This window comes from Gelidibacter sp. F63206 (genome assembly GCF_023015735.1).
This window is the reverse complement of sequence record NZ_JALKAU010000046.1, coordinates 1-13,223: the sequence shown is the minus strand read 5'-3', so window position 1 is coordinate 13,223 and position 13,223 is coordinate 1. Positions and strand designations below refer to the sequence as shown.

Genomic DNA, 13,223 nt, shown 5'->3' with positions numbered 1-13,223 from the left:
GGTAACGTTTAGTGTATGAGCAGTGGTGTGGTTCGGTACGGACAATTGCAAACAGGTACTTGCCAGAGGAAAATCCGAAGGATTTTCCAAGTAGGCGAGAACAAGCCATTGCTTATACACACTGTTGTAACACGTTTTCATTCATTCAAATTATTAATTATTATTTCAGTCAAATTATTATCTTTTGCTTCAAGAAAAATAATTGTAGGTCCATAAACATTGTTTATTGCAAGAAGTCCATATTCTGAATTAAATAAAATTGGTCCTGTTCCATGGGTTCCAGGGTTTTCTAAATCATAATATTTAAATTCTAAATCCTTTAGTTTCTGGTTTCGAAATGTTTTTTTGTCTGACTCAATGAATTCCCTAAATCCAAAAAATAAAATATTTGAGTTTGCTGCTTTTTGAATATTGATAGTTTTTGTACTGTCAATTTTACTAACATAATTATAAATTAAAGTGTCACCTTTTCTATGAAATGAGAGCGTAAAGCTTTCAATTTTAGGTTCCCCTCCGAAATGAATAGAAGCTTCTCTTTCTGCTTTCCATTCTGTATTTTTTTCAGAACAGCTCAAGGAAATGAATATTGTTAATATATAATATTTTAGTTTTCTCAAATTTTGGCTAAAGTCAAATTTACTATAATTTTCCTACACAATAATTTTACTGGTTAGTTTATGAAATAAATGAGTTTTTATTGTGTGGGGAATGTGTTACAACGTGTTTGTGTAAGGATAGTTGCGTGTGCAAGCAACTAACTTACTAAAAATGGAACGAACCAGAGGAAAATCCGCAGGATTTTCCGAGTAGGCTAGAACCAAGCAATTATTTTTACACGGTGTTGTGCAACGTATTTTTATTTCCACAAACTTGGTACTTTTTTGTATTCATTGAGTATTTTATCAATGTCAGTTTGCGGAAGATTATATCTATTTGTTTTGCCTAATAATCCCTTATCATCAATCAATAGGACTAAATCAACCAAGTATTCACTTATATTCATATTCATTCCTTCACATCCTGTTCGATAGAAAATAGAGTATTCGGTATCTTTAATAGCCTTTAACATCAAATCCACTTTGTTTTTAAATTCAGGCTTTCTTAAAAGTCCTTCGTATGCTATTGTCTTTATAGTTCCATTTGGGTAGTCAGTCAGTTTTATAAGTTCAGATTCGGTTGCGTTATTCATAATCCAAAATCTTCTGTCATATTGTTTGGGTTTACGTGGTGCAATTCCGACCCAACCACTTGATATTCCACCATTTTCTGCAACTTTAACACTATCTCTAACTTGTTCACTTATTCCATTCCAATTATACGACCAAGTTTTTTCGTAAAATGAAGTCAACACCGCAAATATTCCAATTCCGATTATTGTTAAAATTGGAAAAATGATTGAGAAACGATTTCTCTTTTTGATATGTCGTTCAGTTTTTCTCATATGTTGCACAACGTTTTTGTGTATGGACCGTTGCGTGTTAAAGCACGAACCATTAAAGGTACAAAACTGCGCTGGAAAATTCCCAAGAATTTTCCAGATGAGCACAGACCCAGCAATGGTTTATACACGGTGTTGGCAAATCGTTTTTATTCCGTTTCTATAAAGCTATAAATGTCTTTTTTTGTCCGTTTTAAATCGACATTTTCATAACAATGAGAATTCGTTGAAAAATCATCGTCATTATCTATTATGAAACAATTTAAAACTTTTTTGTCTAACCGGATCCACAATCCAACATCGGCAAGACAAGTCTGTTCAATTTTGAGTTTTTTATCGATTTCCAAATTCGGATTTATTTGATGGCTATCTGTATTGAAAAAATTCGAATGTTCTTTTGATTGGACGTGTTGGCAATAAAAGAGTAGAGTTCTAACAATATTCACTTCAGTTATATTTTCATTTGAACTTAATAATTCTGAACCTGTTTGTGATTGAAATTTCAGATTTATCTTTTCCAATTTTGTAACCATTACGTATTGTTCTAAATCAGAAGTCGGTCTCTCTATAAACTTCTTTTCGGGAATGTATCCAAGTCTTAATTTTTCAGCGCATTCAATCTCAAGTTTTAAATAGAAGTTATCATATTCGAAGATGTACTGAATATGTTCAAACCAGATTTTTTTTGGCGAATTCGATTTCAGATATTCTATCAATTCTAATTCTTTTTCCGAAAACAAATATTCCTTCATTATTTCGCCGTAATTTTTTTTAAATGTTTGCCAACGTTTGGTGTATGAGCAGTGGCGTGGTTCGTCACGGAAAATTGCAAACAGGTACTTGCCAGAGGAAAATCCGCAGGATTTTCCAAGTAGGCGAGGACAAGCCATTGCTTATACACACTGTTATGCATTGTTTTTATTATCTCTTCTTTTCTGCTTCTCAACCATTAATTGAAAATATTCGTCTCGTTTTCTAAATGATTTCTTTGTTCCAATTACTTTTCCATTGGAAGCTAAAATATAGTTCATTTCCCATTTGTTTTCTTCATTAAAAATGAACTGAATTTTCTCAGCTTTTAAATGTTTAATATAGGTTTTTATTTCATTTCTTAAATTTTCAATAACCTCTTTTTTATATGCGTTTATTGCAATATCTGGATTCCGAGTTGTAACAATTAATTCTACTGTTGATTTGTTAATTGGAATTTCTACAACAAAATGAATTGGTCTGTTTTTAGGGATCATTTCCTTGGCAGATTTACGGATAGCTTTCCCAATTAGCTTATAAAATTTGACTAAATCCTCTCCAATGGCTTCTGCTAATTTTTCTGGAATTTTTCTAAGTCCTATTCCAAGTGCAATTGCAATTATTTCAGTGAGTTTCAGAACAATTTCAGGGTCTGGTATTTCGGATTTTCTAATAAATTCAGAGCCTTTAATTTCTATCTCCGATTCTGATTTTAAATCACTTAAAAATTTTTGTCCATTTTCAAAAGAGCCAAGATTTATGGGGTCAATTTGAATTTCAATAGTGTCTATAAATTCAAATTCACTCTCTATAAAAGCATAGTTTTCATCTGAAAATGACATTTCAATTAGTTCCAAGCCATTTTCAAGCGTTGCTGTTTTAGATATATCAAAATATTCTTTGTCTGCAACTAAATAATGTGCTCCATCTTTTTCAATTACTTCTCCATTATTTATTCTACCCATTGGTGGAAAATTTCGGTTATGGTCAAGACCTAATCTCGGTTTTCTTTTACCATTTATGAATTTCAATGAACTTTCTAAAGCTTCTTTTGTAATTACGTGTCCGTGCTTGTCAATATTAGATGAGCTTAAAACATGCCTTTGAGAGTATTTTGTTTTCTTTTCGTTCATAGATATCGATTAATAACGATTTTTCTTAAATAATGCATAACGTGTTTGTGTATGATTTCGTTGCGTGTTTAAGCACTAAAATTAGCAAATAAATCACAGATAGAAAGTCCGCGAGGACTTTCGTAAGTAGGCTATAACTAGCAATGAATTATACACAGTGTTGGCAGTAGTTTTTTATTTTTCAGATTCTAATTCCTTTTCGACTTGGTCTGTAAAACCGACCATAAAAGAAATTCCATTGTAAATATTTCCAGCAAAAGTTGAGTTTGCTACTCTAAGAGCTTGTTGATTGCCATAAAGATTTAGTCCAATAGGTCTTAATTCCAAATGTCTAATTTCACAATGACCATCTTCAATTTTTACAACATTTAAAATTATAACATCTTTGATTTTTATTATAACCTCTCTTTCTTGTTCATTAATTGTGATATGTAAATCCGTATGCAAACTTTCATTTTCAACTATCAGAGGTGTCCAGCTATTCTTACTCACTTTAGCATATAACCAAACCTTAGGTAGATTGCCATCTCCGATTAGTAAAGGTGCGAAGTTATCAATACCCATTACGCTACCACCTCCAATAATCTTATTAGAACAAACATCTAAGATTTGTAGTCTTTTGTAATTTTTTGGAAATCCAGTACTTTTTTCCATTTTAAGATTTTTCAAAGTGTTCCTTTATTTTCTTTTTTATTCTTCTTTTCTCATTGGGCACACAATAATCTATCAAATAACATAAACCCATAAGTAGTAGAGCGATAATAAACCCATATACCTCCCAGTTCTCAAAAACTATGCTATTATCCATTTTACTGCCAATAAGTTTGGCAATCATATTCACAAATAACCCAATGGCACCTCCTAATAAAATATTCGCCATATTAGTCCAAAATCCGCCACCTTTTGAAATTTTATCAAAATCATATCTCTCAAGTAAATATGGAACTCGAGCAACAGTAATCTCTGGATTTGTTTCAGGATTTCCGTTTACATAGACAGGCTTATTAAATTCCTGGCCTCTATATTCGTTTTGTTCTTCTGACATTAAATTTTATCAATTAATAATATGATTTTCATATAATTATAAAATTACGTTTTTTTTTTGCAATTTAAATTACTGCCAACGTTTATGTATAAGGAAAGTTGCGTGTTTGTGTGCGAGGATTTTCCGAAGGAAAATCAGAAGCTAGCAAACAAGCAACTAACTTTGGTTTAGCTAAAACTAGCAATTTTTTTTATACGGTGTTGTAGCCAGTTATTTTTTATTTATTAAAGAATTAATTCCGATAATTATAGCTCCAATTATTATTATTCCCCAGATTATGCTCCAAATTGAAACAAATAGAAATTCCAATAATGCAATCAGAGGTAGAAGAAAAAAAAGACCAATAAAAATTAATATGACTCCAAAACATCCCCAATTGTTTTGGCTATTGGTTAAATCTCGTTTTTCTTTATCAGTTTTACTCCACCAAACCGAATACGCAATTAAAAATCCAACAAGAAAGATTGGTCCACCAGTAATTAAGCTATCCAAAATTCCGTTGCCATCTGAAATATCAAAAAATTCAAAAGTCCTTTTACTACTTCTACTTTGAGAAAACGATGAAAAGAAGCTTAAAATAAAAATCATTAAAGTCGGCTTTTTCATAGTTTTCTGGTTTGGTTTAATTGGCTACAACGGTTTTGTGTATGATTAGTGGCGTGTTTTAAGCACGGAATTTAGCAAATAAAAACCGAATAGAAAATCCGCGAGGATTTTCGTAAGCAAGCCAGAACCAGCCATTAATTATACACGGTGTTACCACACGTTTTTATTTTTCATTTCAGAAAATTAGTTGTTCAAGTTGATTTCTGATTGAGAATAGAAAAATCAAAATCAAAAGTGTAATCAAATTCGTTTTGAAATTCACATATTCTTGATTTTTATATTTTTTTATTATTCTATAAACCAAAAATCCGCCAACAAGTAAAATCGGCAGATAATTTAAAATTAAGTCAACATACCACAATTCGGCAATTCTGCTCGACGTTGCTCCAGAACCATAAATTAGGAAAAAAGCAAATACCTCAATCAAAATCAGAAGTAACAAAATTCCAAAAAATAAGACTGACCGAATTCCAATTCCGAGATAATTTGTCTTTATTTTTAAAAATTCCGCAGTTTTCAATTCCGTCGTTTTAGTTTTTTTTAAACACTTTGAATGCAATTCCGCCTACAATAATTAATGGTATAACAAACATAATTATTTCTGTCAATCCGTTTTCTGAAATTGAGCCAGCTTGCGCACCTGTTCCAAAAATCAGAAGAAAAATCACAGATTCGACAAAGTATAAAAATATCAATAGAATTATTAATCCGATGATTTTTAGTGCTATTTTCAATGTTGCGTTCAAATGTGTGGTAACGTCTCCGTATATGAAACGTAGCGTGTAAAAAGACGCTATCGTTTCGGATTATACACGAGCCGAATTTTTAAATTTTTCTTTTTATCTTAATTTTACTAAAAGCCAAATTTAAAAATTTGGCGGTCTTCACAAATACACAAAAACCTTTGGTAAAGCCCATATTAGCTATGTTTTATATACATTGTTACCACACGTTTTTATGCGCTCAGTTTATTCAAACATTGTTTCAAATCCGCAATCCATTCTTCTTTTATTCCGCTGTCATTTTTAGCAGATTTCAAGTTGTTTTCTAAATGTGGTATAAAATCTTTGTCCTTCAGCGTTTCTATTGCATCAAACAGTAAAGTTCCATATTCGCCACTTTTTAATTCTTCAATTATTTGCTCTTTAACAGCGACTTGCTTTCTGTTTGCTAATCCAACTATTGCCTCAAGTTTTGTTTCTTGATGTTTGTCTTTAATTCTATTCCACAACGCTTTTACAATTCGGTCATTATTTTGCTCACATAAAGTTCCGATTCCGAAAGTAGCCCAATTTCTAATTGAAGAATAATTGTCCTCTGAAAGTTCAATTAATGTTTCAATAGCTTTTGGATTATCAACTCCCGAAATTGCTGAAACTAAACTGTAACGAATATCTTTATTTTTTGAGTTTTTAAACTTTATCAATTTTAAAACTTGATTCTTAGTCAGTTTTTCGTTGTTATGGCTAATTCCGAAAAACAAGGAAAATAAAACATCATCATTTTGTTTTTCTTCTAATAGTTCAAAATATAGTTTTATTGTCTCATTCTGTCTGAATCTTGGGTCAAAACCTAATTGAGCTAAGACGTCTATTCCGATAATCTTCTTTTTGTCGATGTGAGATTTAGCAAATTCATAGGCTTGATTGTAAACTTTATCGTTCGCTCGTTTCCGCAATTCCGATATATTATTCCAATAGGTTTTCTCCGATTTGTTATTCACTAATCGCTCAAAAATCTTTTCGTTTGTCCAATTTTCTCTTCCCATTTTAAATCAGCGGAATGTTTTTCTCAAATGTGTGGTAACGGTTGTGTATATGGCTCGTAGCGTGTAAAAAGATACTATCTTTTCAGTTAAGCACAAGCCGAATTTTTTAATTTTTACTTATTAACGCAAAAAGCCAAATTAAAAAATTTGGCGATTTTGCAAATAAGCACTAATTTTAGATAATTAACTAATTAGCTATGAGCTATATACGTTGTTGTGTACAGGCTTTTCATTATCCGTTCGAGTGAGTTTCTCTGGCAATGTTCCGTCCTGATTGGTTTAATTTTTTATCCGCAACGATTCCGTTCGAGTAAAGTCCGCTGGAAATTTTCCGTTCTGCTTGGTTTTGTTTTAATCCGCAACGATTCCGACCGATTGAAGTCCGTTGGGAACTTTTAGTTCTGTTTGGTTTTCTTTTAATCCGCAACGATTTCATCCGAGTGGAGTCCGCAGGGATTGTTCCGTTCTGCTTGGTTTTATTTTTATCCGTAACGATTCCATCTGAGTAGATTCCGTTGGAAAAGTAGCTCGTCAATCCAATTTTATTTCATATAATTTCTGGCTTAAAAAACCAAAAAATTTTTCTTCAAAACTGCTTTGTTTTTTTGGCTTGACTCAGCTTGTACACAACGTGTTGGTATATGAGCTGTGGCGTGTGACTGCACGAACTTCACTAAATAAAAACTGGCTTTGGAAAATCCGCAGGATTTTCCAAGTGAGGAAGGACCAAGCCATAGCTTATATACCGTGTTGTAGTGCGTTTTTCTCGAACTGTTTTTCAATTATTTCCTTCAATTCTTTAAAATCGGCCTTTAATGAATTGGCAGTTATACTAATTGGCGAACCATATTTAGTATAATTCGCTTTCATTGCCATTTTTCCGAATCTGTTTTTTTTAAGGTCAATATAATATTCTGGATTAGAAACGTCAATCATTACAAATTTTTGGTTAACCACTTCTAAAACTCTAATTCCAATAATATCCGTCCATTTTACTAATCCGATACTCGTTGCGTTTGAGTTGTCAGTAATTCCATTTTTGTCGATTATCAATCCGAATTTTTTGTCAAATACTTTTTTAAAAATAAAAAACGAACACACTCCAAAAAAGACAATACTAATAATTCCAACTACTCTTATCAATTCAGTACTTCTATAGCGAAAAACAGAAACTTTAAAATTTTCAGGATCAATAGCCAACCAAAAACCTAATAACACGAAAATTAAAGCTCCTAAAGACAATAATATAATTTTGTTTTTACTCAATGGAATTTCAACATTTTCATTCATTTGACGTGGTTTTTTTAAATGCACTACAACGTCTCGTATAAAAACAGTGCGAGCTGGCGAGCGTGATTGTCCGCAGGACAATCAGGCGTTGCAAGCGAGCACGAACTTTCGATTTGAGACAGGTTCAAGCATTGTTTTTATATATTGTTGGGCATAGTGTTTTCTTAACTCAGATTTTCAGAAGTTCTATCATAATTGCCACTCCACGAATAAATCCTATATGAAATGCAGTCTGGATCACGTTTTTCAAATTTTTGTCCGCTTTCTAAAACCTCTATCTCTTCCTTTGTCAGTAAATTCGTTGTGCCACCCGCACTAACAACCATTAACTCATCATTCAATATTTTATTAAAATATTCAAGAGCAGTTTTAATTTCTTCATTAAAATTTTGTTCTCTCATTTTATCAAAATGACAATGATAATTGTGAAATCCAATAGTCAACATATTATCTTCTGAACTCAAAAAGAGATCAGAGTTTAGATTTCTATTTGGAGCTTTTCTTTCCATAAGAAGATAGTTTTTACCAAAGTCCGAAGGGTGTAAGGAGAAATCACCAACTGACACATTATGGTTGGCTACTATATAATTATAAACTTTCTTCGAGTAATCATTTAATTGCTCTGGATTAATCATAACATTAATATTTTTTTCACCTCAAAGTTTTGACATTATGCCCAACGTTTGGGCTATGAGCAGTGCGGCAAAAAATTCACTGATTTTCGAAATTTGCACTAAGCCAAAACTTTATTTTTTACTTAAATTTTTCTTTTTGCGCCAAAATGAAGTTTTGGCGACTTCGTAAATATACAACTGCTTTTCGGTTTAGCACAAAACCAAGCATTGCTTATAGCCTCGTGTTGTGCAATGTTTCCCTGCGTTCTGATTCGGTTCTGCTTACGTTCCGCTTTTTTTTTCTCTTTTTCTTTCTTTCACAGACCATCGCAAAAGGAAAACTGCTTTTGACGGTTTTGCCTTTCCGATGTTCGACATTCCCAAATCTTATTCGGAAAATGTGGATAAAAATCCGAGCAATGTTTTTCTTCTTTCACGAACTTTACTTGACTAAAAATGGTCTTCCTCGAAATCCTGTCCGATGGCAAAAATGCCGAAACCTCCTTTTTTTCCATTCCGCATTTTTGTCCGAGCAACATTTTTCCTTTTTTCCTTAAAACACCAATTTTCAAAAAAAAATCGGCCGCTATTCCGCTGGTTTTCCGATGCTGTTTTTTTTCTCTCAAATATTGCACAACGTTTATGTATATGAGCTGTGGCGTGTTTTAGCACGAACCTCTCCAAATATAAACTGGCTTTGGGAAATCCGCAGGATTTTCCAAGTGAGGACTGACCAAGCCATAGCTTATATACGGTGTTGCCATTAGTTTTTTATTTTCCGAACGATTTTCAAAAATCCAGTCGAATCTGTTTCAATTCCGTCTGAATAAACTGGAATCAAATTTTTCTTCTCAATGAAATATTTTTTCGCTCTTTTGGCTAAATATCGTTCTTTATTAATGTTTAAATAAATTGTATCAGATTCAATTCTGTATTCTCCACGTCTAATAGTTGTCCATTCAATTTCTCTTGTTTTCAACATAAATTTTCCTTCGTTTAAAGTCAATTTATTTCCCATTTCGTCAAGTGCAATAAATTGTGGCTCTTTATCGAAAAAATCGTAGGGAAACCAAAATGAACTTACACCAATCAAAGTTGAAATTAGTAAAACTGTCAAAATGATTTTTGATTCCCTAATATTCCTTCCTTTTCTAATTCTAATAATATTTTTAATTAACGTAAAAAGAAATATTCCTGTTCCAACGAAGAGGAAGAATAACATTTTAATTCCACCAATTAGACCACCAAAATCTCCTTCTGTTCTCAATTCAGAAAGTAGAATAAAAAACAACAAAATTCCAATTGGAATAATTGCTTTAAATATTAGACTGTAGTTCGTTTTTTTCAAATTAATGGCAACGTTTGGTGTATGAGCAGTGGCGTGGGACGTCACGGACAATTGTAAACAGGTACTTGCCTGAGGAAAATCCGTAGGATTTTCCAAGTAGGCGAGAACAAGCCATTGCTTATACACATTGTTACCATACGTACTTTATTCTTTTATTAATTCTTTCCACTTTTCAGATTCCGCAAATTCTTTTACAATTCGATTCCGTTCAGTTAGTAATTCAGTCATATATTTTTTGAGAAACAGATTGTCAGCAATTTTTCCTAAAATTCCAAAAGGAGACTTATACTCAAAAAAATCAGTCATCAAAGTTCCGCCATTAAATTCCATAAAGTGGTGTTCGTGTTTAAATTTTTGGAACGCTCCTTTTACCATTTCGTCCGCAAAGTAATTTGGTCGGTCAAATTCCGTTATTTTGGAAGTCAGATTTTGATAAATTCCAAAATGTTTCGCTCTCCAAGTAACGCTTTCGTTCATTCCAATTAATCCGCTCGTTTTTCCAGCGATTGCTTTTTCATTCGTTTGTTCAGTCGAAATTTTGTGTAAATCGATACTTCTCGAAAGATCAAATACAATATTCCTATCAGCTTTTATTTCAGTTCGAAGTTCGATTCTCGGCATTTTTTTGGTATGTATGGTAACGTGATTGTGTATGATTTCGTTGCGTGATTCAGCAACTAAATTAGTAAACTAAAACGAACCAGAGGAAATTCCGAAGGAATTTCCAAGTAGGCGAGTACTAGCAATGAATTATACACGGTGTTGTGCCTAGTTTTTTAATTATTATTTCCGTGATATTTTTCCCATATTTTCTCTAAAATAATTTTTCCTTTCACTCCTTGATAGAATGCTTTAATCTTTTTGAGGTTTTTGGAATTCATATCTCCAGAAATTAACTCACATTTTTCAATTGTGAATTTTGCATCTATTTCTCTATTTTTTGAAATTACGTGAAAGTGAGGTGGAATATGGTCATTAGGATAAATTCTAACTTGAAGATCGTCTATTGTTGCGACCCGTTCTTTTGTTGCTAAAGCTGGTTCGTTCAAATGTTTTTCCAATGAAACATCGTCTAATCCTAAATAGTACTTTAGTAAGTCTTCTAGTATTTTTTCAAATATTTTCAAATTCTCAAGCTATCTTTTAAATTCAAATTTTATTTTTTGTCCGTCTTTCAAATCCTTTATTTGAAACCCTAAATCTCCACTAAAAGAAATTAATTCCGCAAAACTTATTTTTCCAATATTGGACTTTTCATATTCTCCGCCAATAACTGCTGGCATTTTCAAACAGTATTTTTGGTTTTCTTCTAATTCTCCAAGTTCCAACTTTGCAATGTTCACAAGATTTGTCATTTGCCAATCTTCGATAAATTCAGAGTCAGTCGAAAGTCGGTCAAATTCCGATTCCGATTCCGCAATTTTCCCACAACTAATTTCTTCGGGACAAATTCTCCAATATTCGTTTTTGTCCGTTTTGAAAATCACATTGCCAAAGTCATTCGTCCGAACTATTTCAGTCGCATTAAATCCTTTCCAATTCCAAGCTTTATTTATTTCGGCAATCATTTTCTCAAATTCTGAGTAACGTTTTTATTTTACCCTGTATTTACTGGTTTTCAAGCAGGTTGTATTTTAGTCATTCGAGCATCCAAATTAGCGATTTGTTTTTGAAGTTCAAGAACTTTTCTCTTTCTTTTCTGATCTAGATATTCATAAATTGTTGGTGGACTGTATTGTTGGTTTTTATAAAGCATATTCCAGAGTATAGTTGCTAATTTTCTTGCAGTAGCTGATACCGCAACAGCGCGACCTTTTCTGTAGGCAATTCTATTGAAGAAGTTGGAAAGATGAGTATCCTTTAGATTCCCAATTGCATTTGCTGCCTGTCTGAGCGCTATTTTAAGTCTATTGCTTCCTTTTGGGGTTCTGCTGCTAAGGATGCGGCCACCCGATATTTTATTGTTGGGGGCCAATCTTAGCCAAGATGTAAAATGCTGTGCATTTTGGAACTCTAGTATTCCTTTTTCACCAAGTTCGCTCATCAATGTGAGGACTGTTCCGTGGCTGAAGCCTTCTATTGCGTATAAGTCGATCCCATCGAAATATTGGTAGGCAATGAGGTTAAGGTCGATGTTTTTTGGTGTGTTCTTGTTGATTCTTTTATGTACTTTTTTATCAATGCACAATGCTTTTTTTACATTATCCTGATCAATAAATTCGTCCAGAACCCTTTTAATCTCATCATCACACTCTATGATCAGTTGTTGTGCATCCTGGTATTTTCGCAGTTCTTGTTTCAGGACAAATAAATAATCCTGTCGATTATTACTTTGCAGTGCCTTGGCAATTTCCTCTTCAGACTTTTTACAGTTCCCGTGCCTTAATTTGGCTAGTTGCTCTCCATTTGTTTGACCATTGCAGATTTCATTGATAATACTTAATCCGGTCAGTCCCACAATATCTTTTACCACCACATCCAATCTGAGGTTCATCAGTCTCATGTTTTGTGACATCCTATTGGAAGCTTGGGATGCGGTTTCAATTAGATTGCCTCTGTGCCTTACCAAAGTTCTTAAATATTCTGTTTGCAGATCTGGCAGGAAACTTCCACTCAAAAGGCCTAATGTATGTAACTTCTGGATCCACATACAATCCAGAACATCCGTTTTTTTGCCCTTAATGTTTTTGGTGAATTTTCCATTGATCAGGATTACTTCAATAGTTGAGTCCTGTAGTTCAGCATACAGATTTTGCCAATATGAACCTGTAGATTCCATGGCTACTGTTTTTACATCATTGTCGAGTAACCAAGTCAGTAATTCTTTAGTATCTTGAGCATAAACACCGAACTCTCTCACGTCAGAGTGCTCTTGATTGATAGCTACAAAATGTGAACGACTTCCGATATCAATTCCCGCAGCATTTGGGTTGATGATATCCATTTTTAATTTAGTTCCTACCATTTTCTTTGATTTAAATTAATAAAAATGCCCAAAGAGAATGTATATTGCAATCAAGAAAATATTCTGAACGAGATATCCCTAGAGGATTCATCAGTAAGATTATCACAAGCCTTTGATACTGGATATATCAAAGGCTTTTTACATTCCAACCAGAATTACGCTCGAGCTTATTAGCATCAATTTAAAATCGGTCTTGCAAAGAGCACTATCCAAGATACAAAACGTTACCTTAAAGTGATTATTTTTTTTGGGAGAAGAGGGGAATT

The 13,223-nt window shown here is 32.9% G+C and carries 18 protein-coding genes; 1 reads left to right on the top strand and 17 read right to left on the bottom strand.

The window, feature by feature from the left end:
• Nucleotides 1-137: 137 nt before the first annotated feature.
• The 17 genes from MWU32_RS01545 to MWU32_RS01465 form a co-directional block, all read right to left on the bottom strand.
• Nucleotides 138-617: a hypothetical protein gene (locus MWU32_RS01545; protein WP_246937150.1), complete on the bottom strand. Its 480-nt coding sequence runs from the start codon at nucleotides 615-617 to the stop codon at nucleotides 138-140.
• A gap of 239 nt (nucleotides 618-856) precedes the next feature.
• Nucleotides 857-1,441, bottom strand: coding sequence for a hypothetical protein (locus MWU32_RS01540; RefSeq protein WP_246937148.1), 585 nt, complete (start codon nucleotides 1,439-1,441; stop codon nucleotides 857-859).
• Between the two features lie 146 nt (nucleotides 1,442-1,587).
• Nucleotides 1,588-2,190: a hypothetical protein gene (locus tag MWU32_RS01535; protein WP_246937147.1), complete on the bottom strand. Its 603-nt coding sequence runs from the start codon at nucleotides 2,188-2,190 to the stop codon at nucleotides 1,588-1,590.
• A 153-nt stretch (nucleotides 2,191-2,343) separates the two neighbouring features.
• Nucleotides 2,344-3,321, bottom strand: coding sequence for a hypothetical protein (locus tag MWU32_RS01530; RefSeq protein ID WP_246937145.1), 978 nt, complete (start codon nucleotides 3,319-3,321; stop codon nucleotides 2,344-2,346).
• Between the two features lie 174 nt (nucleotides 3,322-3,495).
• A complete protein-coding gene (locus tag MWU32_RS01525; protein WP_246937143.1) occupies nucleotides 3,496-3,975 on the bottom strand; it encodes a hypothetical protein in 480 nt (159 codons plus the stop codon).
• 1 nt (nucleotide 3,976) lies between these two features.
• Nucleotides 3,977-4,366, bottom strand: a complete 390-nt coding sequence (locus tag MWU32_RS01520) for a hypothetical protein (RefSeq protein ID WP_246937141.1) — start codon at nucleotides 4,364-4,366, stop codon at nucleotides 3,977-3,979.
• A 210-nt stretch (nucleotides 4,367-4,576) separates the two neighbouring features.
• Nucleotides 4,577-4,954 carry a hypothetical protein gene (locus tag MWU32_RS01515; protein WP_246937139.1) on the bottom strand — a complete coding sequence of 126 codons (378 nt, stop codon included), beginning with the start codon at nucleotides 4,952-4,954 and terminating at the stop codon, nucleotides 4,577-4,579.
• A 193-nt stretch (nucleotides 4,955-5,147) separates the two neighbouring features.
• A complete protein-coding gene (locus tag MWU32_RS01510) occupies nucleotides 5,148-5,492 on the bottom strand; it encodes a hypothetical protein (RefSeq protein WP_246937137.1) in 345 nt (114 codons plus the stop codon).
• Between the two features lie 10 nt (nucleotides 5,493-5,502).
• Nucleotides 5,503-5,706, bottom strand: a complete 204-nt coding sequence (locus tag MWU32_RS01505; RefSeq protein WP_246937135.1) for a hypothetical protein — start codon at nucleotides 5,704-5,706, stop codon at nucleotides 5,503-5,505.
• A 221-nt stretch (nucleotides 5,707-5,927) separates the two neighbouring features.
• A complete protein-coding gene (locus tag MWU32_RS01500; protein ID WP_246937133.1) occupies nucleotides 5,928-6,740 on the bottom strand; it encodes a hypothetical protein in 813 nt (270 codons plus the stop codon).
• A gap of 738 nt (nucleotides 6,741-7,478) precedes the next feature.
• Complete coding sequence (locus MWU32_RS01495) at nucleotides 7,479-8,030, bottom strand: STM3941 family protein (RefSeq protein ID WP_246937131.1); 552 nt, start codon at nucleotides 8,028-8,030, stop codon at nucleotides 7,479-7,481.
• A 164-nt stretch (nucleotides 8,031-8,194) separates the two neighbouring features.
• Nucleotides 8,195-8,665: a hypothetical protein gene (locus MWU32_RS01490; RefSeq protein WP_246937129.1), complete on the bottom strand. Its 471-nt coding sequence runs from the start codon at nucleotides 8,663-8,665 to the stop codon at nucleotides 8,195-8,197.
• 742 nt (nucleotides 8,666-9,407) lie between these two features.
• Nucleotides 9,408-10,118, bottom strand: a complete 711-nt coding sequence (locus tag MWU32_RS01485; protein ID WP_246937127.1) for a hypothetical protein — start codon at nucleotides 10,116-10,118, stop codon at nucleotides 9,408-9,410.
• A gap of 18 nt (nucleotides 10,119-10,136) precedes the next feature.
• Nucleotides 10,137-10,613 carry an SRPBCC family protein gene (locus MWU32_RS01480; protein ID WP_246937125.1) on the bottom strand — a complete coding sequence of 159 codons (477 nt, stop codon included), beginning with the start codon at nucleotides 10,611-10,613 and terminating at the stop codon, nucleotides 10,137-10,139.
• 155 nt (nucleotides 10,614-10,768) lie between these two features.
• Nucleotides 10,769-11,119 carry a DUF4160 domain-containing protein gene (locus tag MWU32_RS01475; protein WP_246937123.1) on the bottom strand — a complete coding sequence of 117 codons (351 nt, stop codon included), beginning with the start codon at nucleotides 11,117-11,119 and terminating at the stop codon, nucleotides 10,769-10,771.
• A 9-nt stretch (nucleotides 11,120-11,128) separates the two neighbouring features.
• A complete protein-coding gene (locus MWU32_RS01470) occupies nucleotides 11,129-11,560 on the bottom strand; it encodes a T6SS immunity protein Tdi1 domain-containing protein (RefSeq protein ID WP_246937121.1) in 432 nt (143 codons plus the stop codon).
• A gap of 50 nt (nucleotides 11,561-11,610) precedes the next feature.
• On the bottom strand, nucleotides 11,611-12,957 hold the full coding sequence (locus MWU32_RS01465) for an IS110 family transposase (RefSeq protein WP_246937073.1): 1,347 nt from the start codon (nucleotides 12,955-12,957) through the stop codon (nucleotides 11,611-11,613).
• A gap of 24 nt (nucleotides 12,958-12,981) precedes the next feature.
• Here MWU32_RS01465 and MWU32_RS01460 point away from each other — a divergent pair, with 24 nt between their 5' ends.
• Nucleotides 12,982-13,131, top strand: coding sequence for a hypothetical protein (locus MWU32_RS01460; protein ID WP_246937072.1), 150 nt, complete (start codon nucleotides 12,982-12,984; stop codon nucleotides 13,129-13,131).
• Nucleotides 13,132-13,223 lie beyond the last annotated feature (92 nt).